Raw genomic sequence first — 26,841 nt, 5'->3', positions numbered from 1 at the left:
ACGAGAAACGTCAATTGCCAAAGTTCGGAAGAAATGTAAGATAGGTTCAACTTGGGGTATTTCCTATATTAATAAAGGAATAACTCAATACGAATTATGGGACGTTTATTCTTGGGATAAAATTAAAAAAATGCGTAAACTATAAGGGAAATCTTAATATTATCATTAATAAATTTATATTCCAAGGTCGTATGCATCTAACTGACCGTCTAAAAGCGGAACGTTGTGAGAATTTCGACAAAACAACTCAACTGCAAATTCATCACATTGGGACAGTTCGCAACGCGAATCGCCAAAGGATTATGAATAAAAGAACAAAGGTATTGTGTAGAGATTGTTACCAGAAGGTAACTAATCAACAAATATATGATATCAGAAAGAATAAGAACAATAAGAATAAATAACTAATCAACCGTGAGGGGAAATTAGTTCTTGAGAGAGAGTAAATTATGGAAAGCCGGATGCTTGGAAACTTGCTTGTCCGGTTTGGACGGGGGCTAATTGTAAATAAAACAGCAAATATAAATCGCTGCATAAAACGCAATTAATCTATCCGTATTTTATGTTGATGCTACGTTAGGTGCGGGTGGTCATAGCCATGCTATTTTGAATAAATTAACTAGTGGCACTTTATACTCATTTGATCAAGATATTAAAGCTATTAAACAATGTCAACAAAGGTTTATTAATTATCAAAATATTTTTTTAATAAATAAAAATTTTTCTTGTTTATATGATGAATTATTAGCACGTAAAGTAAATATGATTAATGGTATTGTTTTTGATTTGGGATTATCATCATTACAAATTAATGATAATACGAGAGGTTTTAGTTATTTACGTAATAATTTTTTAGATATGAGAATGAATTGTAGTAATCCTATTACTGCCCAATATATTTTAAATAATTATTCTTTAGAAGAATTGCAAAAGATTTTTCAAATTTATGGCGAAGAACCAAAATCTCGTATGATTGCTAAAGAAATTATTAGAAATAGACCATTAAATATGACTTTTGATTTAGTTAAAATTACTGATAAATTTAAAAATTTTCGTAATAATCGCGGACATAGTGCTAAAAGAGTTTTTCAAGCTTTGCGCATAGAAGTTAATCAAGAATTAAAATGTCTACAATTAGCTTTAGAACAAAGTTTAAAATTATTAAAAAAAGATGGAATTATATTAGTAATTAGTTTTAATTCTTTGGAAGATCGTGTAGTAAAACAGTTTTTTAAAAAAAATAGTTCTCATGATTTGGTGTGGTCTCGTTTACCTGTTCAAAATAAAGATTTGCCGACTCCTGCCTTAAGAATTATAAATAAAAAGGTTATGCGCCCTTCTTATGAAGAACAAGAGTTTAATTCTTGTAGTCATTCGGCTAAACTCAGAATAGCTATCAAAAATATATGAAAATAATATTTTTTATATTTTTGTCAAAAATTATATTTTTATTAGAAAATTTTTTTGTTGATATAAATAGATATATTTTTTTGTGATATAATGATAAATGTGTATATTCTGCGAATATTTTATATTATTTGAGGTAATTTCGGAATAATATAAAATATTTTATTTTTTAATTTAAGGATTTTTACAATAAATTAAATTATTATTTTATGTTAATAAAATTTTTTTTATATACGCTATTATGCTTAATAAAAATTAAAAATTTATATATGTAAATATCAAATAAATATTTTATTTATCCTAAAATAGGAAAGGTAATCTAAGGGATGAAAAAAAAGTCAGAAATTTTTCAAATTTGTTTAAAAACTTATGATTTTAAAATGTTAGAATCAACTGTTAAAAAGATTATTGATAGTATTGTTGCTACTGGAGCCGAAATTAAAGGACCTATACCATTACCTACTCGTAAAGAGATATTTACTGTTTTGCGTTCTACTTTTGTTCATAAAGATAGTCGAGAACAATTTGGCCGTTTTACACATAAACGTTTAATTCAAATTATTAATCCTAATGCCAAAACTATTGATGCATTAACGCGTATTAATGTTCCTAAATCAGTTGATATTAGTATTAAACAATAATATAATAATTTAAATTAATTTTAATTTTTTATATGTTTATTTAATATTTTTAGATTTTATTATTATTTTAAAAGGAGATATTGTTTAACATGTCTAAAGGAATTTTAGGACGAAAAATAGGTATGACTCAGTTCTTTGATCATGATCAAGGTTTAGTAATTCCTGTTACTATTGTTCATGTCGCTAATAATGTTGTTTTGCAACAAAAAAAAATAGAAAAAGATGGTTATCAAGCGACACAATTAGCTTTTGCAACTAAAAAAGAAAAAAATACGACAAAACCACTTAAAGGTCATTTTAATAAATATAATTCTTCCCCTAAATTTTTTGTACGTGAGATTTCTTTTAACCATAACAACTCAAATAAATTATCAGAATTAAAACCAGGACAAATTTTAGATATTAATATTTTTAATTCTGGAGATTTTATAGATGTAACGGGAGTTAGTAAAGGTAAAGGTTTTGCGGGAGTTATTAAAAAATATAATCAAACTATTGGTCCTAAAAGTCACGGTTCGCGATTTCATCGTAGACCAGGTTCTAATGGTCCTATTAAAGGTAATCAAAAAGGAAAGCATTTGCCTAGTCAAATGGGTTTTCAAAAAGTGACTATTCAGAATTTGAAAATTATATCGGTAATATCAGATAAAGATGTTATTTTAATTAAAGGCAGCATCCCTGGACCTAACAAAGGTTTTGTGATGATTAAAACAGCCGTTAAAAAAATTAATAAAGAGGCTATATCTCATGCTTAAGTGTAACGTGATTAATATACATGGTCAACCATGTGATGAAATAATTTTATGCAATAAAATTTTTGGAGTTAAATTGCATCAACAAGCAATTTATGATGTAATTAATCAACAAAGAGCTGCTAAAAGGCTGGGCAATCATAAAACTAAAAATCGTGCTGAAGTTTCAGGAGGAGGTCGTAAACCTTGGGCTCAAAAAGGAACGGGTAGATCGCGTCAAGGAACTATTCGTTCTCCTATTTGGCGAGGTGGAGGCCATGCTTTCGCTTTGCAAAAAAGAGATTATCATTTTAAAATTAATGCTAAAGTTAGAAAACTAGCTTTTTATTCGGCTTTATCTTGGCATTTGAAAAATAATACTTTAATAATTTTAGATTCTTTAGATTTAAAAAATTCTAAAACTAAAGAATTTACTAAATTATTAACGGAATTAAAAATCAATTTGAAACATAAAATTTTAATTGTAGTTCCTGAATTAAATGATTATTTAATTAAATCTACTAATAACTTATCTCAAGTAATGTTAGAAAGTGTGACTCATTTTAGTGTTTATCAAATTTTTCAAGCAAAATATTTAATGATTACTCGTCCAGCAATTAATTATTTGGAAGGAAAAGTTGTTAATGAATAAATATTATAAATATATTAAAGATCCTATAATCACTGAAGCAACTAATAAACAGATGGAATTGCATAATAAATATTTTTTTAAAGTTGAAAAAAATATTAATAAAATAGAAATTCGAAAAGCTATAGAATATATTTTCAAAGTAAATGTTATGTCTGTTAATATTATTAATGTTTTGCCAAAATTTAAAAGAAAAGGTAAATATTCGGGTTACACTTCGGCTTATAAAAAGGCTATTGTAAAGGTTGTTCCGGGACAAAGGATTAGTGATTTTAGCGAAATTAAATGATTTTAAATTTTATCAATTACAAAATTTTTTTAAAGTATATGAAATAAATTAAAGGAAAACAGGTTAATTATGTCTATCAAAAAATACAAACCTACCTCTAATGGCCATAGAAATATGCAATTGCAAAGTTTTTCCGAACTTACTACCTCTAAACCAGAAAAAAAGTTATTATTTTTTAAAAATAATACAGGAGGGCGCAATAATCGAGGTGTTATTACCGTTAGAGGTCATGGGGGTGGAGCAAAACAAAAAGTTCGTCTTATAGATTTTAAAAGAGATAAAGATGGAATTTTAGGTAAAGTTGCTACTATTGAATACGACCCTAAAAGAAATGCTTATATTTCTTTGATTCATTATCGAGATGGCGAAAAAAGATATATTTTATCTTTAAAAGGATTAAATGTTGGTAGTTATGTTTCATCTGGTTTAGGTTCGGAGATTAAGATAGGAAATGTTTTACCTCTCAAAAATCTTCCTATTGGTTCAGTTGTAAGCAATGTAGAATTAAAACCTGGTAAAGGTGGACAATTGGCTCGTGGAGCTGGTTCTTACGCTACTATTGTATCGCGTGAAGATAAATATGTTGTTTTAACTTTGCCTTCAGGAGAAATTCGTAAAGTTTTAGATACTTGTAGAGCTACTATAGGTGCTATAGGAAATGATACTTATAAATTAATTAGAAATGGCAAAGCAGGAAGATCTCGTTATTTAAATAAAAGACCTAAAGTTAGAGGTACTGCTATGAATCCTAATGATCATGCTCATGGTGGTGGAGAAGGTCGTAGCCCTATTGGATATGTTTCTTCTAGAAGTTATACTGGTAAACCTGATCGCGGTATCAAAACACGTAAAAAAAATAAAAAATCTACAAGTTTAATTTTAAAACGTCGCAAAAAATAAGGAGCAAAATAGCAAATCATGAGCCGTTCTATTAAAAAAGGATTTTTCGCTGATCATAATTTATTATCTAAAGTGATGCGACAAGAAAAACAAAAAATTAAAAAAACTATAAAAACTTATTCTCGTGATACTAGTATAATACCTGAATTTGTTGGTCATAAGATTTCTGTCCATAATGGAAAAGATTTTACAGATTTATTTATTACTGAAGATATGGTAGGCTATAAATTAGGTTCTTTTGCTTTTACTCGTAAATATGTAGTGCATGTTAAAAAAGATAAAAGTTCGCAAAAAAAATAAAATTCTAGGAAAGCGAGAAAATTTATAAAATGTTGAACAATGATGTAAAAGCTATCGCTAAGCGAGTGCCGATAGCTCCTAGAAAAGTACGTTTAGTTATCGACTTAATTCGTTATAAAAATATTGAAGAAGCTCAAGCTATTTTGGAATTTACTCGTAAAGCTGCTTCTATAGTAGTTGCAAAATTATTAAAAAGTGCCGTTTCTAATGCTGTTAATAATTTTAATTTTAATATTAATAATTTATATGTTAAGAAAATTTTTGTTAATCAAGGTGTTAGAATGAAACGCTTATTACCTAGAGCTAAAGGTAGAAGTAATCAAATTCAAAAAAATACTAGTCATATTACTATTTTTTTAGCTAAACAAAAATAGAATTAGAAAGAAAGGTAGCATTTGATGGGTCAAAAGAGTAGTCCTATTGTTTTAAGATTATCATTGCTTCGTAATTGGGCATCTAATTGGTATTCAGAAGATAAAAAAGTGCCTTTGTTAATTCATGAAGATTATAATCTTAGAAAATTTATTAATAATTATTATCCTTTGGGAACTATTGCTCGCGTGGAAATTCAACGTTTTAAAAAAGATAATGAAGAAAATATTGAAATTTTTTTGCATACTCCAAAAATAGGAGTTGTTATAGGTGCTGATAATAAAGAAAAAACTAAATTAGTTCAAGAAATATATAAATTAATTAAAAAGAATATTAATATTCATGTGATTGAAGTTAAAAATCCTGATAAAGTAGCTTCTTTAATAGCTCAAAATATAGCTGCACAATTACAACAAAGAGCTTTTTTTAGAGCTGTTAAAAAGATGTATATTCAAAAAGCTTTAAAAGCAGGAGTGAAGGGGATTAAAATTAGCCTCAAAGGTCGTTTAGGTGGGGCTGAAATTGCTAGAACAGAAACCACTATTAAAGGCATTTTGCCTTTAGGAACTTTTCGTTCTAAAATTGATTATGCATACGTTGCTGCTAAGACTATTCATGGAGTTTTAGGTGTTAAAGTTTGGGTTTGTGATGGTAATTATGCTACTCAAGATTATCAAGAAAGTTCTAACAAAATATCTCGTGAAAATATATCTAATGCAAAAGCAGAAAATTCAGTAAAATAAATAATTTTTCAAATTATTTTGAAATACAACTGAGAATAAGTTATTTATAATAAATAATCATTTTAAATAAAAGAGGTAATTTTTTATGTTAATGCCGAAAAAAACTAAATATCGTCGTTTACATCGTTTAAGTTACGAAGGAAAAGCCAAAGGTCAAACTAGAATTTTGAATGGTAACTATGGTTTAGTAGCTCAACAAGGCCATTGGATTAGTAATCGACAAATTGAAGCTGCTCGTATAGCTATGACTCGTCATTTAAAAAGAGAAGGTAAAGTATTTATTAATATTTTTCCTAATTTGCCGATTACTGAAAAAAAATTAGTTCGAATGGGTTCTGGTAAAGGTAATGTAGTTAATTGGGTAGCTGTTGTTAAACGTGGTACTGTGATGTTTGAAGTTCGCGATTTAAATAATGTAGAAAAATTCGAAAAAGAAGCTTTAAGATTGGCTTCACATAAACTTCCTATTAAAACTAAAATTGTTGCAAAAGAGGAACGAATATGAAAATTAATGAAATTCGTAAAATGGGAATGGATGAAATTTTTAAAAAGCTAGAATATTTTCAAAAAGAATATTTTGGAAAACATTTGCAATTAGGATTATCAAAATTAAAAGATACTTCTGTAATACGTAAAATTCGTAAAAATATTGCTCGTTTAAAGACTGTTATTCGGGAACAAAAAAATAAATAAATTTTATCATAATAGTTATTATTTAAATTTTTATAGGCGAAAATATACAAGCTTAAAAAAATTTATAATAAAAAATAAATATTAATTAAATATTTTAGGATATCTTAAATTAAAAGATACAAAAGACATAATAACGTGATAAAATAAATCAGCACTGTTTATTTAAAACTAAAAAATATTTAAAAGATTAAATATGGTTTAAAACATTAGAGATTTTAGAATATTTTAGTTCTTTATAAGTTTTAAAATTGAAGAAAAATTCTTTTTGTATTAATTATCTATAAATTTGTTTTCGATATAATATTATTATTTCTAAATTTATATTTATATTATTGACTTTACATTTTTTGATATAACTTTTACTGAATAATTTTATTTTTAATATATTATTAAATGATATTTAATGTTAACAAGGAGGATTAAAATATAAATGCGTAATGTTAGAAAAAAACTTTCGGGTATGGTTGTGTCTGATAAAATGTCTAAAACTATAACTGTAGCTGTGAAATATGACAAACAGGATTCATTATATGGCAAAAGTGTCAAAAAAATTAGTAAATTTTATGTTCATGATCCTAATGAAGATGCTAAAATAGGTGATATGGTTTCCATCGAAGAAACTCGTCCTTTATCAAAATTAAAAAGATTTCGTTTAGTAAAAATTTTACGTTCTGTTACAAAGGTGTCTGATTTATGATTCAAGTTAATACACGTTTAAAAGTTTCAGATAACAGTGGAGCTAAAGAAGTTTTAGTGATCGGTATTCCAGGGGATACTGGTAAACGTTATGCTTACATTGGTGATTTAGTTACAGTTTCTGTTAAAAAAACTACTACTACCAGTTTAATTAAAAAAGGTAGTATTTCTAAAGCTCTTATTTTAAGAACTAAACATGGTTTTAAAAGCAAAAATGGTAGTTATATTAAATTTGATGATAATGCAGTTGTTATGGTTAAAGATGATATGACTCCGAGAGGAACTAGAATTTTTGGACCTGCTATTAGAAATCAAAATTTTCAAAAAAATAATTTTTCTAAATTTATATCTTTAGCAGAAGAAGTTTTAGTGATATGAGGTTTTTATAAATGCGTATAAAAAAAGGTGATACAGTAGCTATTATTTCTGGTAAAGATCGTTATATTATAGATCCTAATAGTCAAAAAAAAGTATTTCGTACAGGAAAAGTTATAAAAGTTTTTTTTAAAGAGCAAAGGGTTTTAGTGGAAGGCGTAAATATTGCTATTAAACATAAAACTTCTGCCAATGATAATGATCAAAAAGGTCAAATCATTAAAGAAGAAATGCCTATTCACGTTTCAAATGTGGCTCTAATTGATCCAGATTTAAAAATTCCCGCTCGTGTAGGATTTCGTTTTGATTCAGATAAAAAAATTCGTTATTCTAAAAAAACAGGTTTAGCAATTATTACTTGAATAAAAAAAGGTTAAATAATATGGAAATTGATAAAAATAATAATTATACAAAAAATAATACTTTTTTAGCTTTAAAAGAAATTTTTAATGTTCATTCTATTATGCAAGTACCTAAGATAGAAAAAATTGTGATTAATGTAGGTCTTGGAAAAGCTGCTTCAGATGCTAAATTTTTAGCTGATTGTCGCCAACAATTAGCTTTAATTAGTGGTCAAATTCCTATTAATACCGAATCCAAAAAATCTATTTCTAATTTTAAATTACGAACTAAAGAAATAATTGGTTTAAAAGTAACTTTACGCAGTCATAGAAAAGAGTTTTTTTTAAATAAATTGATTCATATTGTTTTGGCGAGAATTAAAGATTTTTCAGGACTTTCCTTAAAATCTTTCGATGGTAAAGGTAATTATAATTTAGGAATCAAAGAACAAATTATTTTTCCGGAAATTAGTTTGGATCAAGTAAAAAGAAATTTTGGCATGGATATTTGTATAGTTACTACAGCTTCTAATGATCAACAAGCTAAAAAATTATTAGATTTTTATGGAATGCCTTTTAAAAGGATAAAATAAAAACAGGAGTTAAATGTAAATGGCTAAGAAATCTAAAATTATTAAAAATTTAAAACAAAAAGAAATATTTTTAAAATATTCTCGTATAAGAGCAGAATTAAAACAAAAAAAAGATTATCAAAGTTTAGCTAAATTACCTGTAAATTCTTCTATTGTGCGTTGCAAAAATATAGATAAAATTGATGGTAGAGCTAGGGGTTATATGAGAAAATTTGGTTTATCTCGTATTAATTTTCGTTTATTAGCGAATAAAGGTGAAATTCCCGGTATTATAAAAATGAGTTGGTAAATATAAAAGGAAGTACAATTATAAAATTATGGTAATGACAGATACTATTGCTGATTTATTAACAAGAATTAGAAATGCTAATGCAATGAAATATGATGAAGTTTGCGTACCTTGTTCGAATTTAAAAATTAGAATGTTAGAAGTACTTAAAAAAGAAGGATTTATTATTAATTTTAATATAGATAAAAAATTTAATAAGATTATTATTTATCTAAAATATAATAAAGAAACTAAAGAAAGTGTAATTAAAGGATTAAAAAGAGTTTCTAAGTATGTTTCAGTTCAAGAGATTCCTAAAGTAAGAAATGGTTTTGGAATAGCTTTAATTTCTACTTCTCGAGGTATTTTAACCGATTATGAAGCTTCATCATTAAATGTGGGAGGACATTTATTAGCTTATATTTGGTAGTAATTTTAATGAAGGAGAAATATTTATGTCACGGGTAGGAAGGAAAATTATTTCGATTCCGGAAGGTGTTGTTGTGGAAATTAAGCCAGATAATCAAGTTTTAGTTTCATCTTCACAAGGCAAATTAGAATTTCAATTTAATTCTTGTTTAAGTATTATTAAGAAAGATAATATTATTACTATTACAAGACCTAATAATAATAATTTTATGAAAAAAATTCATGGCACTACTAGAGCTTTATTGAATAATATGGTTCAGGGAGTTAAAAATTTATTTTCTAAAGAACTTAAAATTACAGGTTTAGGTTATTCGTGTACAGTAGAAGAAGATAAATTAGTTTTTAAATTAGGTTATTCTCATGATATTATTATGAATATTTTACCTAATTTGATAGTACAAGTGAATAAACAAAATAATTTAATAATTATTAAAGGCGTTGATAAACAATTAGTAGGCGAATTTGCCGCAAAAATAATATCTCTTGCGAAACCAGAACCTTATAAAGGGACAGGAATATATTATGTTGGCGGTTACATCCATCGTAAAGCTGGTAAAAGTGCTAAAAAATAAAAAAGGAATTTATTCGGTTTATGATTAAAAAAGAATCTTCTCAACTTTTAAGACGAAAACGTCATTTACGTTTAAGAAAAAAAATTGTAGGTAGTTCACAAAAACCCCGTTTAAATGTCTCTTATTCTAATAGATATTTTTATGTTCAAATTATTGATGATAATTTAGGTATTACTTTATGTAGCGTTCATAGTAAACATATTAATTATAATATTATTAATACTAAAGTAGCTTCAGAAATTGGCAAAATAATTGCTCAAAAAGCTTTGGCAAAAGGTATTAAAAATGTTGTTTTTGATCGGGGCGGATATCTTTATCATGGTCGCATTAAAGTTTTAGCCGATTCTGCTCGAGCAGAAGGTTTAAATTTTTAATAATATGTTCAGTTATTTAAAAAAATGGAGACATTTATGAAAAGAGAATTATCTAATAAAAAAAAATTTTCTTCATTAGAAGAGAAAATAGTAAAAATTAGTAAAATTGTTAAAGTTGTTAAAGGTGGTCGTCGCTTTCGTTTTTCTGCTTTAGTTGTAGTAGGCGATCAAAAAGGTAATGTTGGATTTGCTTCTTGTAAAGCGCAGGAAGTGTTAGAAGCTATCAAAAAAGCTGTTGAAAAAGCTAAAAAAAATTTGTTTTGTGTTGCTTTAAATGGTACCACTATTCCTCATGAAATTATAGGTCGTTTTGGAGCTACTAAATTTTTTTTAAAACCAGCTTCTAAAGGGACAGGTATTATAGCAGGAGGAACGGCGGCAAGATCAATTTTTAAATTAGCAGGCATTACAGATATTATTACAAAAACTTTTGGTTCACGTACACATATTAATGTTTTAAGAGCTACAGTTAACGGATTAAAACAGTTAAAAAATATACAAGATGTGGAAAAACTTAGGGGTATTACATTACAAAATCGCATTAGAGGAATTGCTAAATGAATAATATTCAAATTAAGTTATGCAGAAGTTTAATCGGAAGAACTCCTAAACAAATAAAAACAGCTCATGCATTAGGATTGAAAAAGATTAATCAAATAATTATTAAGGAAGAAAATGCTGTATTAAAGGGGATGTTAAACATTATTAAGCATTTAATTTCAATTAATAAAAAGTTTTAATTTTGAAAAAGATTATTTTGTATTAAATAAGAGAGGAGAGTTTTTATATGTTGAATGCATTAAAACCTGTTCATAAAGCGCGTAAAAGTATTAAGCGCTTAGGTAGAGGTCCAGGTAGCGGATTAGGTAAAACTTGTGGTCGCGGTCATAAAGGACAATTAGCTCGTTCTGGTGGAAAAACACGTGTAGGTTTTGAAGGCGGTCAAACTCCTTTTTTTCAACGTATCCCAAAACAAGGTTTTTATAATATTAATAAAAAAAAATATTCTTTAGTTAATCTTGAGGATTTAGAAATATTTGAAAATGATACTTTAATAACTCCCGAATTATTAATGGAACATAACAAAATTAAAAAAAATAATGATTTGATTAAAATTTTAGCTAAAGGCAATTTAACTAAGAGATTAATAGTACAAGCTGTGAAATTTTCTAAAAAAGCAGAAGAGGCTATTATAAAATCTGGAGGAAAAATTCAAGTTATATAAAATTAAATAAAAAAAGGTAAATTTTAATGAGCATGTTAGTAAATTTTATTAAAGATAAAAAACATATTATAAATAAAATTTTTTTAACTTTATTTATTATTTTTATTTATGTAATTGGTTTAAACATATATATCCCTTTTATACCTCTTAATATTTTACAATTTGCACAATTCAAAAAATTATTATTAAGAGATCTTTCTATATTTAATAGTTCTATGCCTATATATTTTCTTTCTTTAGGAGTGATGCCTTATATTACTGCTTCTATTATTATACAAATTGCTAATAAAATTTTTCCCTTTTTAAAAGAATGGCATGAACAAGGTTCTATCGGAAAATATAAAATTAATTTTATTACTAGATTGCTTACTTTAATAATAGCTTTTGGTCAAGGTTTGGCTTCTATTATTCGTTCTCAACTTTTTGATGTGGCTCAACAAAAAATTTTAGTTTTGCAAGTAGTATTTTTTTTAGTAGTTGGTTCTTTTATTTGTATTTGGTTATCAGATTTAATTACGAATAAAGGTATAGGTAACGGAGTTTCTATTTTTATAGTTATAAGTATAAGTGAAAATTTATCTAAAAGTTTTAAATCTTTATTGTCAAATGATGCATTTTTCAGTACAAGTCAAAAAATTTTAGTTTTATTATCTTTTTTAATTTTATTAATTTTAACTATTATTTTATGTTCTTCTTATTTGAAGATTCCTATTAGTTATGCTACATACAAACAAAATGATACAATTCAAAATCATATCCCTTTAAAAATTAATACTTCTGGGATTTTACCTATTATTTTAGCTAATACTTTTCTTAATATTTTTCCAACTATAGGCGCTTTTTTATCTAATGATAATTATTTTAAAAAATTTATTATTCAGTTGCAAGAATCACAATATTATTATTTAGGTTTAGGTTTTTTTGTTTATCTTTTATTGATTTTGTTATTCTCGTTTTTTTCTGTTTTTATAATGTTAGATCCTTATGATATTGCTAATCATTTATCTAAACAAGATGCTTATTTGGATGGAGTTAAACCGGGACAAGAGACCGTTTATAAAATTACAAAAAAATTATTTAAAATTACCCTTATGGGAGCTTTTTCTTTGGCAATATTAGCAGCTTTACCTGATATAATTAATTTTATTTTCTTTAGTAAATTAAATCGTTTTGCTACTTTTAATTTAGGAGGAACTAGTCTTATAATTGTAGTGGGGGTAGCTATTGAAATTGTACAAAAAATTACAACTAGTACTAATGTGAATAAATTATATAATAAATTATTTTAATTTTATTGTGAATTATTATTTTTAGTACTTTTAAGAAATAAAAATTTATTTATGAAAATATATAAAATGGAATCAATTATTTTATGTTCACTGTTAAAAACAAAGATGAAATCGCTATAATGAAAATGGCAGGCAAAATTTTATCTCAAATTAAGACAAAATTAATTTTTTTTTTAAAAGAAGGTATATCCACAGGGAAGTTAGATTTTTTGGCTAATAAATTTATGCAAGAGTATGAAGTGATTTCTGCTTTTAAAAATTATGATGGTTTTCCAGGACATATTTGTACTTCTGTGAATGATGCAATAGTTCATGGAGTACCTTCTGATCAACAAATTTTAAAAAATGGTGATATTATAACTCTAGATCTAGGAATTAAATATAAAGGTTACTTTGTAGATGCTGCTTTTACATATGCTATAGGCAATATTCCTGATAAGACTATTAAATTGTTGAAAGATACTCAAGAAGCTTTATATAAAGGTATTGAGCAAGTTCGTCCGGGTAATCGAATATCAGATATTTCGAAGGCTATTTTTAAAATTGGTAGTTTGAATGGTTATGGTATTATCGAAAGTTTTTCTGGTCATGGCATTGGTAAATTTTTACATGAAAAACCTTATATTTTTAATTTTAATTTTGTGGAAAAAGATTATGTATTAGTACCAGGAATGACTTTTTGTATTGAACCAATGTTTACTTTGGGTAGTAAAGAAGTTCAAATACTTTATGACGGTTGGACAGCAATTAGCAAAGATAATAGTTTAAGCGCTCATTTTGAACATACTATTGCAGTTACTTTTCAAGGTTATGAAATTTTAACATTATAAATTTGTAATAAAGGGGTTTTTTTCGAATATTATATGGAAAAAATAAGTATAGATGCTTCAGTTATCGGAACATTGCCGGGTGCTAAATTTAAATTGGAATTACCTAATAAAAAAAATATAATAGCTTGTATTTCAGGTAAAATACGTAAAAATAATATCCATATTTCTTTAGGTGATAAAGTAAAAGTAGAATTTAGTTCAGATTCCAAAGATATAGGTCGTATTGTTTATCGTTATAAGTTATAAATTGTAAAGGAATCTTAAAATTATGAAAGTTCGTGCATCTGTAAAAAAACGTAGTGCTGATGATATTATTGTTCGACGTAATAAAAAAGTATTTGTTATTAACAAGAAAAAACGTCGTCATAATCAGAGACAGGGCTGATACAGAAAGGAGTATATTTTAAATGTTAAGAATTGCAGGAGCAGATATTCCTGGTACTAAAAGTATTTTAATTGGTTTAACTTATATTTATGGTATAGGGATTAAAACATCTCGTAAAATTTTGCAATCCATTAATATTGATGGTAATATTCGAGTAAAAGATTTGCAAGAATTCCAATTAACCGCTATTAGGACAGAAATTAATAAATTAAATGAAAAAGGTTTACTTAGAAGAGAACTTGCTTTAATGAATATCAAGAATTTAATAGCTATTAATTCTTATAGAGGTAGAAGGCATAATTTGGGATTGCCAGTAAGAGGGCAAAATACTCGTAATAATGCCAAAACATCTAGAAAAAATCGGCAAGTAAATCTGTTAGATTCAGTTAAAAAAAATAATAATCTCAAAAAAAGAGGATAATTTAATTTATGTCTTCAAAAAAACAAATAAAAAAAGATAAAAAAGTTAAAAAAAATATTCCTGTAGGAATTATTCATATTAAAACCAGTTTTAATAATACTATTATTAATTTTACAGATGAACAAGGTAATACTATTGTACAAAAAAGTGCTGGTAATTTAGGTTTCCGTGGTAGTCGTAAAAGTAATTTATTTGCTGCTCAACAAGTGGCTAAAAGTGTTGCTGAAATAGCTACTAAAACTTATGGCGCTAAAAGTGTAGAAGTACGTTTTAATGGTATTGGTCTTGGCCGTGATACTGTTTTAGTTTTTAAAGAAGCGGGGTTATTTGTTTCATGTTTTAAAGAAGCTACCCCTGTTCCTCATAATGGTTGTAGACCTCGTAAACGTCCTCGTGGATAAAAAGGATATTAACATGACAAAATTACAATTTTTAAAACCTATAATGCAAATTCAAGAAAAAGAAAATTCTAATTCTAATTGTAGTATTTTTATTATTCAATGCTTATCTTCTACTTATGGTAATACTTTAGGAACACCTTTAAGAAGAATTTTACTTTCTTCTTTGCCAGGGATTGCTATTGTTAATGTTAAAATTGAAGGTGTTAAACATGAATTTAGTTTTATAGAAGGTATTACTGAAGATGTAATGACTATTTTATTGAATTTAAAAGGAGTAATTTTAAGTTCTGATTATGATTCTATAGAAGATTTTGAACAAAAATTAGAAATAGATGTGAAAGGTCCTAAGGAAGTTACAGCATCAGATTTTAAACCTGTTACTGGAATTAAAATTATCAATCCTTCTCATGTAATAGCAACTTTAAGTTCAAATGCAAAATTAAAAATGGAAGTAACTGTTCGTAGAGGTATCGGTTACAAAGGATCTGAAGAAAATAAAATTTATAATCGTGGTGAATTTGGGGTTATCGCTATAGATTCTATATATACTCCTATTATTCGTAGTACTTTTCATGTAGAATCTAAATTAGGCAACAAAGAAGAATTAATTTTAGAAATTGAAACTAATGGCGCTATTACTCCTAAAAAAGCTTTAGCTTTAGCAGCTAAAATTTTATTAGATCATTTAGCTGTTTTGGTTGAATTATCAGAAGAAACTCGAAAAATTAATTTTATTCAAGAACCTGAAAAATCTCATCATAATCATGCATTAGATTTTAAAATTGAGCAATTAGAATTATCAGTCAGATTATTAAATAGTTTAAAAAAATCTAAAATTTTGACTGTTCGAGAATTAGTTAGTCATCAAGAAGAAGAAATCACTAAATTAAGTAGTTTAGGAAAAAAATCTTTCGAAGAACTTAAAGAAAAAATGAAAAATTTAGATTTGCATTTTGGTATGTTAAATAAATTAGAATAATTTGAATAAAATTATAAAAATAAATAAAGAAAAGAGGATAAGTATTTGATTATGAGTTTTAGCAAATTAAGACGTAATAAATCTCAAAAAAAATCTTTATTAAAAAATTTAGTATCCAGTTTAGTAATATCTGAACAAATAACTACCACTTTATCAAAAGCTCAAGAATTACGTCGTATAATGGATAAAGTTATTAATTTGACTAAAACATCAAATTTAGCTAATCATAGAAGAGCTTTAAATTTATTTTTTAATCAAAAATTTAGTAATAATCAAACAATTTTACGCAAGTTAGTTAAGGAAATTTCTCCTAAATATAATGATAGATTAAGCGGTTATACGCGTATTATTAAAACTGAATTTCGTCGTGGCGATTCTGCTCCTATGGCTATTATTCGTTTTGTTTGAATTAAATATTTTTTTATTTTTTATTAATATTTATAAATTGTTTTATTCTATTTAATTTTTAATTTTAGTGAAAATTTATAAATACAATATAAAACCAAAAATATTAGAGTTTTTAAGGTAGATTATGATTGTTGTTGAAAATTTGTATTTTAGTTATAAAGATGTTGAAATTTTACAAAATTTAAATTTTTGTATTAATTCTGGAAAATGGGTTTCAATTATAGGCGGTAATGGTTCGGGTAAATCTACTTTAGCTAGAATTTTGGTTGGTTTATTGCCGATTTTAAAAGGTCAAGTTATTATTGATAATATTGTTTTAACGGAAGAAAATTTATTTTTATTACGTGCTCGTATGGGTATTATTTTTCAAAATCCAGATTATCAGTTTATTGGTTGCGATGTAAAACATGATATTGCTTTTGGATTAGAAAATCAAAATTTATCGCGTGAAGTGATGGAAAAAAAGATTTTTAATATTGCTCAAAAGTTAAATATTTTGCATTTATTGGATTGTAATCCTCAAGAATTATCTGGAGGTCAAAAACAACGAGTAGCTATTGCATCTGTTTTGGTTATGGAACCAAAAATTATAATTTTTGATGAACCTACATCTTTTTTAGATCCTCAAGGAACCCAAGAAATTTATAATCTTATCGAAGATATTCATCAAAATAATAATATAACTTTAATTACTATTACGCATGATTGGGAATTTGCCTTTCGAAGTGATGAAATTATTTTTTTACAAAAAGGTAATCTTTTAAAAAAAGATATTCCTATTAATTTTATGAAAGATGAAATATTTTTAAAAAATAATTTTATCAATTTGCCTTTATTTTTAAAACTTTATTATCAATTACAACAAGATTTTAATCGCTTATCAAAACCACCTATTATTTTGTCTAAATTGAAGGATTTTTTATGGCAATACAATTTAAAGATGTAAGTTTTTCTTATGATAAATATAGCGTTTGTGCTTTAAATAAAATTAATTTATCTATTAATCCGAATCAAGAATTTATTGCTATTGTTGGTCCTACAGGTTCAGGAAAATCTACATTAGTACAAATAATGAATGGTTTATTATTGTCTGAAGTAGGTATAGTGAAAATTTTTAATGAAATTATTAATTATAAAACTTCTTCAGCATTTTTGACTAATATAAAGCGGAAAATAGGTTTAATTTTTCAATTTCCTGAATATCAATTGTTTGAATCTACTGTTTTAAAAGACGTTTTGTTTGCTTTTACAACTGATATTAATAAAAATTCTAACGAATTAAAAACAAAAGCTATAAAAATCTTAAATAAAGTCGGAATTAGTAGTAATTTTATGAATACTTCTCCTTTTAAGTTATCCGGAGGTCAACAAAGAAAAGTTGCTATTGCGGGAATTTTGATTATGGAACCGCAGATTATTATTGCAGATGAACCAACAAGAGGATTGGATGCTCAAGGTTATACAGATATAATGAAAATTTTTCAAGATCTTTATCAAGTAGAAAAAAAAACAATTATTTGTATTACTCATGATATGAATTTGGTAGCTCAATATGCTACTCGTGTTATTTTTATGGAAAAAGGTCATATTATTTTTGATAATTCTAAAGAATTTTTTTTTAAAACTTTTAAATTGCATAAATTTAATTTATATGAACCTAAAACTTTTAGTCTTTTAAAATTAATGCAAAAATATTTTAATATTCCTTTTCATCCGATTTATTCTGAAAAGGAATTTTTAGCTTATTTACGTAAATTTTATACAGGCGGAATCGAAAGATATGATAAAAACAAATAATAAAAATAATATAGTATCATATCGTAATAGTTTTTTTTTATATTCGATTCATCCTGCTGTTAAAATATTTATTTTTTTTTGTTGGTTAAAAATTATTTTAGGTTTAAATTTTACATTAAATTTTATACATAAAGATTTGGTAAATATTTTTTTTTATATGATTATATTAATAGTTAATTTTTTCTTAATATTTTGGTTGTTGCAAAAAACTAATTATTCGTGGGTAAAATTACTTAAGAAATTTTCGCATTTAAATTGGTTAATTATATTGAGTTTAATTTTGAATTTATCTACTGTTTCTAAAACAAGCGATGATATTAAAATTTTCATGTGGAATAACTTTTATATTTGGTGTTTAATTACTTTATTATTTTTTATTTTTAAATATTATTTTGTAAATGGTTTTTATAGTTATTTTTTTCTGATAATAATTTTTTTATTACCTCGTTTTTTCGTTTCTCGAAGTTTGTTCATTAATGAAACTCAAATATTATTTTTATCTTCAAATTATATATGGAAAACTTTTTTTGTTATTATACGTATTTTAATGATTTTTTTAGTTTTTGCTTTATTTGCTGGGACAACTTCTTTTATGGAAATAAACGATGGATTAGAATTTATTTTAAAACCTCTTAAAAAAATTAATTTTCCTTTAGAAACTTTAACTATGTTATTGTCATTAATTTATATGTTTATACCTTTTTTATTTTCCGAATCGCAAAAAATAATAAAAGCACAAATTTCTCGAGGTATCGATTTAAATACTCAAAATATTTTTAAAAAAATTTATTATTTTATTGCTTTATTAATACCAATTTTTGCTCTTTCTTTTCAAAAATCTTCGATTTTAGCTAATGCTATGGAATCGCGAGGTTATGTTTTAGGAGCTCCACGCACAAAATTAACTTATTATTATATGAGTTATCTTGATTATTTGATGTTATTTTTTCATTTATTATTATTGTGTTGGAGTTTTTTTGTTTGATTTTGAATCATTTATAATTAAGATTTTAATCAGTAATTTTTTAGTTAAAATTTATTTATTTTTTTATTTGAATGCGGAAGTTAAAGGTAAAAATTATGTTTATTTCTTTTGAAGGCGGAGATGGCGTTGGCAAAACAACTCATGTTTTTTCTTTATTTCAAACTATTAAAAAGCGATATCCAGTAATTATGACTAGAGAACCTGGTGGTTGTAATTTAGTTAAATCTATAAAACAAATTTTAATTAATACTCATAATAAAATCGATTTTGTAACAGAATCTTTATTATACGCAGCAGATAGAACAGAACATCTTCAACAAGTTATCAAACCAGCTTTATCAGATAATAATATTGTTATTTGTGATCGATATTTAGATTCTTCTTTTGTTTATCAAGGTTATTTGAGGAAATTAGGTATTAAATTTATTCGGCAAATTAATTATTTAGCTTATAAATTATTGCCTGATATTACTTTTTATTTAGATTTGGAACCGGAAATAATTTTAAAAAGATTATATGCTCGAAGTAAATCTAAATTAGAAGGATTTGACGCGCAAAAAATATTTTGGCACCAACAGATTAGAGATGGTTATTTAAAACTTTGCCATTTATATCCAAAAAGAATTTTTAAAATTAATACTAATAATCTTTCTTTTGAAGAAGTTCATATAATTATTTTGAATAAATTACGTGAATTATTTAGATTGAATATATAAATATTATGTCTAATAATTATTTAATAGAATATTTTAGAATGTTAATGCGTGATCAAAAATTATCTCATTTATATTTGATAGAAACTAATTTAAATGCTCAAATGAAAAAATCATTAATTATAGATTTAGTATATGAATTTTTGCAAAAAGATAATATTAAACCTGATGTTTTAAAAAAAATGATTATAGAAAATAGTTATCCTAATTTTTATTATTTGCGTGATGATAAAAATTTTTCTATTGGTAAAGAACAAATTTTAGAAATGTATAATTATTTTACACAAACTTCTTTAATTCAAAAAAAAAAAATTTACGTTATAGAATCTATAGAAAAGGTTAGTTATAATGCGGCTAATAGTTTGCTTTATTTTTTAGAGAATCCTATAAACGAAAATATTTTAGGTATTTTGTTCACTGAAGATCGTAATTTAGTTTTACCTACTATTGTTTCTAGATCACAATTTTTATGTTGGCATCCTTATTCTCGAAATTCTTTTTCGAATGTTTTGGATTCGCAAAAAGATATTTTGGATAAAATATTATTGAATTTATTAAAAGAAGTTAATAAACAAGAAATTTACTTATTAAATAAAAATTATTTTTTTAATTTGAAAAAATTTTTTTTAATTTTTTTGGAAAATTTTCAAACAAAATCTTTTTCTAATCAATTATTGTATGAAACATTTAATTTAATGATTTATGAGTATTTTTTTAGTGATTTTTTGTTTATATTAAGTAATTTTTTTATAGATTTATTATTTTATCAAAAAAACCAAAAAACAAGGCATAATTTTCCGAAATATTTGTTTAAAATAGGTAATTTAATTTTTTTATCAGAAATAGAAATTATAAATTGGTTAAGAATTTTTAATGATTTAGAATCTATGAGTTTAAAAATGGAAAATAAATTTTGTTGGTTAGCTTTAATTTTAGAAATTAAAAAAAAATAATAATTATAATGGATATGAATTATGTTATACATTCAAAAAACTTTTCAAGAGAAAAAAGCTACTTTATATTTAGTTGCTACTCCTATAGGTAATATGTCAGATTTAACTTTTAGAGCTTTAAATATTTTAAAACAAGTAGATTGCATTTTGGCTGAAGATACTCGTCAAGCTTATAAAATTTTGAAATTTTATAAATTCGAGAATAATTTATTGTCATTACATCAATTTAACGAAAAACAAAGAATTTCTCAAGTTTTATCTTTATTGCGACAAAATAAAGATTTAGCTCTCATTAGTAACGCAGGAACTCCTTTGATTAGTGATCCAGGTTTGTTATTAGTTCGTGAAGTGCAAGTATCAGGTTTTTACGTGTGTCCTTTGCCGGGAGCTTCTGCTGTTACAACTTCTTTTAGTATTTCTACTTTCGCTTTACCTTTTTTATTTTTAGGTTTTTTTCCAAAAAAAAGAATACAAAAAGAAAATATTTTATTAAAATATCGTTTTTTCGAAGGAGCTTTAATTTTCTTTGAATCTCCTTTACGTTTATTAGAGACTTTGTTATTGATTCAAAAACTTTATGTTCACAGAAATATTAATTTATCCAAAGAATTAACTAAAAAATTTGAAACTATTATTTGCGGAGATATTAATGAGATTTTGCGAGAAAAAGAAAAATTATCCTTAAAAGGTGAATATGTAATCATTATCGATAAAAACAAATTTTTGTCACCATTTCAAGATTTAACTTTGGAAGAACATTTCTTACTTTTATTGAAACAAGGTTATTCTCGGAAAGAAGCTTTGAGTTTTTTATCTAGAGAACGTAAGATATCTAAGAAACAAATTTATAAGCAATTTCAGATAAAATAGGTTAAAATTAGAACTTAAGGAGTAATTAAAATTAGTTTATATGGTTTCGAAAGATAAATTTTTTATTACTACTTCGATTGTATATACTTCATCTTTGCCTCATATAGGTAATGTTTATGAAATTATTTTAGCAGATGCTATATCACGTTTTAAAAAAATGGAAGGATATTCTGTTTTTTTTCAAACAGGAACAGATGAACATGGTCAAAAAATAGAAAATAAAGCTTTAATAAATGAAATGTCTAATCAAGAATATGTTGATTATATTTCTAATGAAATTAAACAAATTTATGATTCTGTTAATATTCAATATGATTATTTTATTCGTACTACTGATGAAAAACATAAGAAATATGTTCAAAAATTTATAGATCAATTATTCGAACAAAAAGATATTTATTTAGGAGTTTATCAAGGCTGGTACTCTATCGCTGAGGAAAATTATGTTTCCGATAAAGATTTAATTGATAATAAATTACCTAGTGGCGAAACTCCAATTTGGATGAAAGAAGAAGTTTATTTTTTTAAATTATCCAAATATCAACCAATTTTATTGCAATATTTAAAAGATCATCCTGATTTAATTAAACCGGTTGCGCGTAGAAAAGAAATTTTAAATTTATTAAAAGAACCTTTGGCAGATTTATCAATTTCAAGAACTTCTTTTAGATGGGGAATTCCTTTGCCTTTTGATAATGCACACATCACTTATGTTTGGTTTGATGCTTTAAGTAATTATATTACAGGTTTATTAAAATTTCCGCAATCAAATGATGATCAACTTTGGCATGAAGATTTAAATTTCGTTAAATATTGGCCGCCTGATTTGCAAATTATAGGTAAAGATATTGTGAGATTTCATTTAATTTATTATTTGAGTTTTTTATTTGCTTTAAAATTACCTTTGCCTAAACAATTTTTAATTCATCCTTGGATTTTATTTAATAATCGTAAAATGTCTAAATCGACTCAAAATGTAGTTTATGTAGATGATTTAAATAAAATTTTTCCTATTGATGCTATTCGTTATTTTGTTTTACATGAAATTCCATATGTTTCTGATGGTTGTTTAACTTATGATTTAATGTTTGAACGTTATAATACGGATTTGATAAATACTATTGGTAATTTATTAAGTCGTTCTATAGGCATGTTAAAAAAATATCGTGATAATAAAGTTATTAAAGTTAATAATTTTGAAAATGAATTAGGATTAAAATTATCAAATTTTGCTCTTTCGGTTTTACCAATAATTCGTTTATGTATGAAAGATTTTAAAATATCTGAAGCTATTGAACATATTATGAATTTGGCACGTTATGGTAATAAATATATTGATTTAATAAAACCATGGGAATTATTTAAAAGTAATTCTTCTCAAGATATTAATAAATTAAATTATTGTTTATATAATACAATAGAAATTTTACGTTTTATTGGTGTTTTATTACAACCTTTTTTGCCAACTACAGCTAAATGTATTTTAGATCAAATTCAATCAGAAGAAAATACTTTTGAAAGTTTAAAATTTTTCGGTATTACCAAAAATAAAATTTTAGTCGGTAAGAAAGATAAACTATTTCAGCGTTTCGAAAAATAAAATTAAAAATATTTTTTTGATTAATTACTTGGACTTAGAAATAAAAAAATTTTATTATTTCGATAAATAAACCTAAAAAAGTATAATTTTCTTTTTATAAGATTAAATTGTAAATCAAATTATTTAAAAAGGATTTTAAATGAGAATAATACCTTATGAATTATATCCATATACCCCTGATATTTCTTTATGTGCTTTAAGAAAAGAATTTGGTATGTATGATTATTGTTTGAACAAAAATATTAAAAACAAAGCTATGCAACCTTTTTTAGATTTAGGTCGTAATTATTTTAATTTGTCTATTAATAAATGGGTTTTAGAAATGCATCAAAGAATTCATTATGTTAATAGTTTTCATGATTTTTATGCTAAAAATCATAATTATACAATCGTTAATACAAATTTTTTAGTAATTTTAGAATGTTGTTTACAATGGGAATTAAAAAGATTTATACCTTATAATAAAAATATATCATGGTATATAATTATTAGATCTTTTTTATCTATTGATGATCAAAATAATTTATACGATTCATTATCTTTAGATATGTATCAATATTTAAAAAACTGGTATTGTGATAATTTTATGTTTTCTAATAAGCAAGAAAATTTAAAACCTAAAAATCTTGATATGAATAAAGTAATTTTATTTTTTAAAAAAAATTTATTTTAATATTTTATTTGATAATAAAATTACAAATAGATTGATAATATGATGAAAGTGCCAAAGAGGCCTAAATATCAAGTAAATAAACAAATATACCAGGCGATACTCTCTATGGAGTTAAAAGATTCATTAATATTTAGCTAAACCTGAAGATAAAAACTGAATTTAAAAGTTAATATATTATAAAAAAGATTAAAGTTAATTATATTTATATGTAAAATTCCAAAAAAAATAACACGAAAGTTTAATTGGCACTTACTTAATCTTGAAATAAAAAAGTTCCGAAACAATTCTTAAAATAAGAACAAGATTATTACTTTGGTTACGACCGTGTTCACAATTATTATTTCAAATTAACCGATTTCTGTCTTCACTTTAATCCTGAAAAATTTATCGTTTTGCCAAAATCAACATCATATTGTGCTTCAAAATAATAATTAAAAAACTAATAAACTTATAAATATGGTATAATTATGAAAAAAAATAGATTACTGATAATTAAGATAATTAATTTATTAATTTTAATATTAGGTTTAACTAAAGGATTTCATAAACCTTTTTATTCATTATATTTATTTACACGACAAACTATTTTATTAATTAATATTTATTTTGTTATTTTATATTTACCTGTAAACTCTAAAATCAAAAAAAATTTAAGTTTTATTTGTTTAATTGATTGTTTTTTACTTTTATTTTACAATTTTAAAATAGAGAATAAACATCTTTATCATCAAAGAAATTCTTTTGAGATTTTAGTGGCTTATTTAGAACATATATTTTTACCTTTAATATTTTCATATTATTATTTTTTTTTAAATAAAACCTCGTTAAAATTAAAAAATTTTTATATTGGTTTAACTCATCCTTTTTTATATGGGATATTATGTGTTATTTGGCAAAAATCTCCTTATCAGATTATAGATTTAAATATAAGTTTAAGTAATTTATTATTTTATGGTTTAATTTTGTCATTAATATCTATCGCTTCTTTAATATTAATTCAAATCAAAAATAAAATTATAAGAACATAATTTAATCAAAACAAACTTGCTCAATTTAGCAAGTTTTTTTATTTAACAACTTTTTTAAAACCTCTAAGTCAAGGAAATTAATCGTTTAATCGAGAAATTAGAACAAAAAATCAAGCAATAATATGAACTTTTTCGTTTTTTTAGACAATTTTTAATTTTAAATTATGCTCGAAGACTAAAATTAAGTTGCTAATTTATTATCTTTTTAAACAAAAAAATATTTTATGGAATTAAAAAAGTGTCTAAACTTTTTTTGATAATTCTTTTGTTTTAAAAGATATTTTTTTTATATTTGATACGGATAGATTAATTGCGTTTTTATGTAGCGATTTGTATTTGCTGTTAGCCCCCGCCCAAAAAACCGGACAAGCGAGTTTCCCAGCATCTGGTTTTCCCTAATTTGTTCTCTTTCAAGAACTAATTTCCCCTCACGGCTAATTAGCTATTTATTCTTCTTATTGTTCCTTTGCTTTTTTACGGAACAATATCGAATCTTATTCAATGTTAACGAAAGCTTAGTTTCTCGGGAAACAGTTGTTGACATCATTTATCAACTACCCCCCCTCTTTATTCCATTAAATAAATAATAAATTACTAGCTACTTTCGCCTTGTGAGAGTTATTCTCTCTCTCTCTTCTTGTAAGTCAGTGCACTAAATTTTTCCAAATTTAGCTTTGAATTTCTTATGACTACTAAATAACTTCTTTATCCTTGGCTATTGGGGTTTTTATTTCCCAACTCGTTAGCTTTAGGATTCTCCAAGTTACTCTAAATATCTGCCTTTGTTCTCCGGGCGAAGTGACCGCTCATGTTTTAATGTCTTTCCTGACTATTGGTAAGATTTCAGCTTTTTTTCGATGATAAACTATTCAATTCCTCAATCCTAAATTGATAACTACTGAACTACACGGTTTCATTAGTTTGCGTGGTAAGTTTTACATTACATCTACTTTCCTTCTTCGGTCATTTCAGACTTATCCGTGGGAACATTTGGTCGCAGAATCTTTTGGATTAACTACTGCATCTCAACCCGCTTTTATGGTCTGTTTTAATCTGTTATTCTTTCATTTGACGAACCGACCATCTCCTTTCAATGTTTATCAGTATGGGTTATTGGTTAGATAACATGATATTTAGGCATCTTTTGAAGCCCATTGAGATCTTTCAATAATCTAATTTCTATAGAATAAGTTTTTTTAAACTATTTTATATTTTTCTTTAAAGAAAAAAGATTTTTAATTTATTTTGAAAAATAATGTTGTAATAAAAACTTTATTTTTAATTTTTGTTCTAAAATAAATAAAATTTAAAAAATATTTAAATATTTGATAAATTAAGAATACTATGTTTGGTAGATTATAACAAAAACTTTCATGGATATTGCCTAAAGGAATCCCAAAACTTAAATGAATAATATTTAAATTCCTTTGTACTTAATGTCGTTTTCATTTTTTTTAAAAAAGTTCGTGATGCCCTTGTTTTAACCAGTGTTGATGTGGTGTTAATAAGGGGGATGTTAAAGGATAATGATAATGATCTACCCAACTAACTAAAGGAATCGATTTAATCATTTTTCGAATGGCTTCGGAAATCGCTTTCCGAAGATGGGGTCTCGCATAAGCTAAAAAATCATAACCTAAATCTTGATAATGATCGAGAGCTTTGCTTAAACCACTCATCCCTTCTTGTTCTAGATTGGCTCGAGTTAAACAACGCGGATAATATTTAAATTGATAAACTAGTTTTTTAACTAAAGGTAAATGTAATATTATTAATTGTTCGCATAACTTAAAATTACTTTTATCTTTTAAAAAAAGTAAAAATAATGTTTTTCGATTCATGAGTCCCCTTTCTAAAAATATTTTTAGAAAAGCTGAAGTTTCACTTTTTATTCTTTTTAAAAAATAAAAA

General features: G+C 25.0%; 40 protein-coding genes and 1 pseudogene. 40 read left to right on the top strand and 1 reads right to left on the bottom strand.

Annotated elements, in window-relative coordinates; translation table 11 throughout:
- Nucleotides 1-191 precede the first annotated feature (191 nt).
- From OC698_RS00805 to OC698_RS00610, 40 genes are all read left to right on the top strand, one after another.
- On the top strand, nt 192-404 hold the full coding sequence (locus OC698_RS00805) for a hypothetical protein (RefSeq protein ID WP_304512850.1): 213 nt from the start codon (nt 192-194) through the stop codon (nt 402-404).
- Between the two features lie 139 nt (nt 405-543).
- Entirely contained in the window at nt 544-1,410 is an 867-nt protein-coding gene (gene rsmH / locus OC698_RS00800; protein WP_304512852.1) for a 16S rRNA (cytosine(1402)-N(4))-methyltransferase RsmH, read from the top strand.
- Between the two features lie 323 nt (nt 1,411-1,733).
- A complete protein-coding gene (gene rpsJ / locus OC698_RS00795) occupies nt 1,734-2,048 on the top strand; it encodes a 30S ribosomal protein S10 (RefSeq protein WP_078122893.1) in 315 nt (104 codons plus the stop codon).
- Between the two features lie 89 nt (nt 2,049-2,137).
- Entirely contained in the window at nt 2,138-2,803 is a 666-nt protein-coding gene (gene rplC, locus OC698_RS00790) for a 50S ribosomal protein L3 (RefSeq protein ID WP_304512848.1), read from the top strand.
- Nucleotides 2,796-3,431 (top strand): 50S ribosomal protein L4, encoded by a 636-nt coding sequence (gene rplD, locus OC698_RS00785; protein WP_304512847.1) that lies wholly within the window; start codon nt 2,796-2,798, stop codon nt 3,429-3,431. Before rplC ends, rplD begins: the two co-directional genes overlap by 8 nt.
- Complete coding sequence (rplW, locus tag OC698_RS00780; protein WP_078122896.1) at nt 3,424-3,717, top strand: 50S ribosomal protein L23; 294 nt, start codon at nt 3,424-3,426, stop codon at nt 3,715-3,717. Before rplD ends, rplW begins: the two co-directional genes overlap by 8 nt.
- Nucleotides 3,718-3,786: 69 nt before the next feature.
- Nucleotides 3,787-4,617, top strand: a complete 831-nt coding sequence (rplB, locus tag OC698_RS00775; RefSeq protein ID WP_304512846.1) for a 50S ribosomal protein L2 — start codon at nt 3,787-3,789, stop codon at nt 4,615-4,617.
- Nucleotides 4,618-4,635: 18 nt separating this feature from the next.
- Nucleotides 4,636-4,917, top strand: coding sequence for a 30S ribosomal protein S19 (gene rpsS / locus OC698_RS00770; RefSeq protein ID WP_193621882.1), 282 nt, complete (start codon nt 4,636-4,638; stop codon nt 4,915-4,917).
- A 29-nt stretch (nt 4,918-4,946) separates the two neighbouring features.
- A complete protein-coding gene (gene rplV, locus OC698_RS00765; protein WP_304512845.1) occupies nt 4,947-5,291 on the top strand; it encodes a 50S ribosomal protein L22 in 345 nt (114 codons plus the stop codon).
- 24 nt (nt 5,292-5,315) lie between these two features.
- Nucleotides 5,316-6,032 (top strand): 30S ribosomal protein S3, encoded by a 717-nt coding sequence (gene rpsC, locus OC698_RS00760; protein ID WP_304512844.1) that lies wholly within the window; start codon nt 5,316-5,318, stop codon nt 6,030-6,032.
- 85 nt (nt 6,033-6,117) lie between these two features.
- A complete protein-coding gene (gene rplP, locus OC698_RS00755; RefSeq protein ID WP_304512843.1) occupies nt 6,118-6,537 on the top strand; it encodes a 50S ribosomal protein L16 in 420 nt (139 codons plus the stop codon).
- Complete coding sequence (gene rpmC, locus OC698_RS00750) at nt 6,534-6,725, top strand: 50S ribosomal protein L29 (protein WP_304512842.1); 192 nt, start codon at nt 6,534-6,536, stop codon at nt 6,723-6,725. Before rplP ends, rpmC begins: the two co-directional genes overlap by 4 nt.
- A 430-nt stretch (nt 6,726-7,155) precedes the next feature.
- Complete coding sequence (gene rpsQ, locus OC698_RS00745) at nt 7,156-7,422, top strand: 30S ribosomal protein S17 (RefSeq protein ID WP_078122903.1); 267 nt, start codon at nt 7,156-7,158, stop codon at nt 7,420-7,422.
- Nucleotides 7,419-7,799 (top strand): 50S ribosomal protein L14, encoded by a 381-nt coding sequence (gene rplN, locus OC698_RS00740; RefSeq protein ID WP_304512841.1) that lies wholly within the window; start codon nt 7,419-7,421, stop codon nt 7,797-7,799. Before rpsQ ends, rplN begins: the two co-directional genes overlap by 4 nt.
- 11 nt (nt 7,800-7,810) lie before the next feature.
- On the top strand, nt 7,811-8,158 hold the full coding sequence (gene rplX / locus OC698_RS00735) for a 50S ribosomal protein L24 (protein WP_304512840.1): 348 nt from the start codon (nt 7,811-7,813) through the stop codon (nt 8,156-8,158).
- A gap of 20 nt (nt 8,159-8,178) precedes the next feature.
- Nucleotides 8,179-8,730 (top strand): 50S ribosomal protein L5, encoded by a 552-nt coding sequence (gene rplE / locus OC698_RS00730; RefSeq protein ID WP_304512851.1) that lies wholly within the window; start codon nt 8,179-8,181, stop codon nt 8,728-8,730.
- A gap of 19 nt (nt 8,731-8,749) precedes the next feature.
- Complete coding sequence (gene rpsN, locus OC698_RS00725) at nt 8,750-9,019, top strand: 30S ribosomal protein S14 (RefSeq protein ID WP_078122906.1); 270 nt, start codon at nt 8,750-8,752, stop codon at nt 9,017-9,019.
- A 28-nt stretch (nt 9,020-9,047) separates the two neighbouring features.
- The gene (gene rpsH / locus OC698_RS00720; RefSeq protein WP_304512839.1) at nt 9,048-9,428 is read left to right on the top strand and encodes a 30S ribosomal protein S8; all 381 of its coding nucleotides are present in this window, start codon (nt 9,048-9,050) and stop codon (nt 9,426-9,428) included.
- Between the two features lie 25 nt (nt 9,429-9,453).
- Nucleotides 9,454-9,999, top strand: a complete 546-nt coding sequence (rplF, locus tag OC698_RS00715) for a 50S ribosomal protein L6 (RefSeq protein WP_304512838.1) — start codon at nt 9,454-9,456, stop codon at nt 9,997-9,999.
- 20 nt (nt 10,000-10,019) lie between these two features.
- Nucleotides 10,020-10,373, top strand: coding sequence for a 50S ribosomal protein L18 (gene rplR, locus OC698_RS00710; RefSeq protein WP_078122909.1), 354 nt, complete (start codon nt 10,020-10,022; stop codon nt 10,371-10,373).
- 36 nt (nt 10,374-10,409) lie between these two features.
- A complete protein-coding gene (gene rpsE / locus OC698_RS00705; RefSeq protein WP_193621890.1) occupies nt 10,410-10,934 on the top strand; it encodes a 30S ribosomal protein S5 in 525 nt (174 codons plus the stop codon).
- Nucleotides 10,931-11,113, top strand: coding sequence for a 50S ribosomal protein L30 (rpmD, locus tag OC698_RS00700; protein WP_304512837.1), 183 nt, complete (start codon nt 10,931-10,933; stop codon nt 11,111-11,113). The genes rpsE and rpmD overlap by 4 nt, the downstream gene beginning before the upstream one ends.
- Nucleotides 11,114-11,160: 47 nt before the next feature.
- On the top strand, nt 11,161-11,598 hold the full coding sequence (gene rplO / locus OC698_RS00695) for a 50S ribosomal protein L15 (protein ID WP_304512836.1): 438 nt from the start codon (nt 11,161-11,163) through the stop codon (nt 11,596-11,598).
- Between the two features lie 32 nt (nt 11,599-11,630).
- The gene (secY, locus tag OC698_RS00690; protein ID WP_304512835.1) at nt 11,631-12,887 is read left to right on the top strand and encodes a preprotein translocase subunit SecY; all 1,257 of its coding nucleotides are present in this window, start codon (nt 11,631-11,633) and stop codon (nt 12,885-12,887) included.
- A gap of 83 nt (nt 12,888-12,970) precedes the next feature.
- Nucleotides 12,971-13,717, top strand: coding sequence for a type I methionyl aminopeptidase (gene map, locus OC698_RS00685; RefSeq protein WP_304512834.1), 747 nt, complete (start codon nt 12,971-12,973; stop codon nt 13,715-13,717).
- A gap of 33 nt (nt 13,718-13,750) precedes the next feature.
- Entirely contained in the window at nt 13,751-13,963 is a 213-nt protein-coding gene (gene infA, locus OC698_RS00680; RefSeq protein WP_078122915.1) for a translation initiation factor IF-1, read from the top strand.
- 22 nt (nt 13,964-13,985) lie between these two features.
- A complete protein-coding gene (gene rpmJ, locus OC698_RS00675; RefSeq protein WP_078122916.1) occupies nt 13,986-14,102 on the top strand; it encodes a 50S ribosomal protein L36 in 117 nt (38 codons plus the stop codon).
- 22 nt (nt 14,103-14,124) lie between these two features.
- Nucleotides 14,125-14,523 (top strand): 30S ribosomal protein S13, encoded by a 399-nt coding sequence (rpsM, locus tag OC698_RS00670; protein WP_304512833.1) that lies wholly within the window; start codon nt 14,125-14,127, stop codon nt 14,521-14,523.
- Between the two features lie 8 nt (nt 14,524-14,531).
- The gene (gene rpsK, locus OC698_RS00665; protein WP_304512832.1) at nt 14,532-14,924 is read left to right on the top strand and encodes a 30S ribosomal protein S11; all 393 of its coding nucleotides are present in this window, start codon (nt 14,532-14,534) and stop codon (nt 14,922-14,924) included.
- 13 nt (nt 14,925-14,937) lie between these two features.
- On the top strand, nt 14,938-15,903 hold the full coding sequence (locus OC698_RS00660; RefSeq protein WP_304512831.1) for a DNA-directed RNA polymerase subunit alpha: 966 nt from the start codon (nt 14,938-14,940) through the stop codon (nt 15,901-15,903).
- A gap of 51 nt (nt 15,904-15,954) precedes the next feature.
- Nucleotides 15,955-16,311, top strand: coding sequence for a 50S ribosomal protein L17 (gene rplQ / locus OC698_RS00655; protein ID WP_304512830.1), 357 nt, complete (start codon nt 15,955-15,957; stop codon nt 16,309-16,311).
- A 124-nt stretch (nt 16,312-16,435) separates the two neighbouring features.
- Entirely contained in the window at nt 16,436-17,257 is an 822-nt protein-coding gene (locus OC698_RS00650; RefSeq protein ID WP_304512829.1) for an ATP-binding cassette domain-containing protein, read from the top strand.
- Entirely contained in the window at nt 17,233-18,108 is an 876-nt protein-coding gene (locus OC698_RS00645; protein ID WP_304512828.1) for an ATP-binding cassette domain-containing protein, read from the top strand. Before OC698_RS00650 ends, OC698_RS00645 begins: the two co-directional genes overlap by 25 nt.
- The gene (locus OC698_RS00640) at nt 18,092-19,093 is read left to right on the top strand and encodes an energy-coupling factor transporter transmembrane component T family protein (protein WP_304512827.1); all 1,002 of its coding nucleotides are present in this window, start codon (nt 18,092-18,094) and stop codon (nt 19,091-19,093) included. Before OC698_RS00645 ends, OC698_RS00640 begins: the two co-directional genes overlap by 17 nt.
- 95 nt (nt 19,094-19,188) lie before the next feature.
- A complete protein-coding gene (gene tmk / locus OC698_RS00635; protein WP_304512826.1) occupies nt 19,189-19,809 on the top strand; it encodes a dTMP kinase in 621 nt (206 codons plus the stop codon).
- Nucleotides 19,810-19,814: 5 nt separating this feature from the next.
- Nucleotides 19,815-20,759 carry a hypothetical protein gene (locus OC698_RS00630; protein ID WP_304512825.1) on the top strand — a complete coding sequence of 315 codons (945 nt, stop codon included), beginning with the start codon at nt 19,815-19,817 and terminating at the stop codon, nt 20,757-20,759.
- A gap of 21 nt (nt 20,760-20,780) precedes the next feature.
- Entirely contained in the window at nt 20,781-21,629 is an 849-nt protein-coding gene (gene rsmI / locus OC698_RS00625) for a 16S rRNA (cytidine(1402)-2'-O)-methyltransferase (RefSeq protein ID WP_304512824.1), read from the top strand.
- A 40-nt stretch (nt 21,630-21,669) separates the two neighbouring features.
- Nucleotides 21,670-23,229 carry a class I tRNA ligase family protein gene (locus tag OC698_RS00620; RefSeq protein ID WP_304512823.1) on the top strand — a complete coding sequence of 520 codons (1,560 nt, stop codon included), beginning with the start codon at nt 21,670-21,672 and terminating at the stop codon, nt 23,227-23,229.
- 139 nt (nt 23,230-23,368) lie between these two features.
- On the top strand, nt 23,369-23,902 hold the full coding sequence (locus tag OC698_RS00615) for a hypothetical protein (protein WP_304512822.1): 534 nt from the start codon (nt 23,369-23,371) through the stop codon (nt 23,900-23,902).
- 467 nt (nt 23,903-24,369) lie between these two features.
- Entirely contained in the window at nt 24,370-24,930 is a 561-nt protein-coding gene (locus OC698_RS00610; RefSeq protein WP_304512821.1) for a hypothetical protein, read from the top strand.
- A 1,364-nt stretch (nt 24,931-26,294) separates the two neighbouring features.
- Here OC698_RS00610 and OC698_RS00605 read toward each other — a convergent pair.
- Nucleotides 26,295-26,771: pseudogene (locus OC698_RS00605) on the bottom strand (sigma factor); the annotation flags it as partial.
- Nucleotides 26,772-26,841: the final 70 nt, after the last annotated feature.

It is taken from the genome of Candidatus Phytoplasma gossypii (genome assembly GCF_030586975.1).
GTDB classification, from domain to species: domain Bacteria; phylum Bacillota_I; class Bacilli_A; order Acholeplasmatales; family Acholeplasmataceae; genus Phytoplasma; species Phytoplasma citri.
Note: the sequence above shows the minus strand (reverse complement) of the source record. Positions and strands in the feature narration are given on the sequence as shown.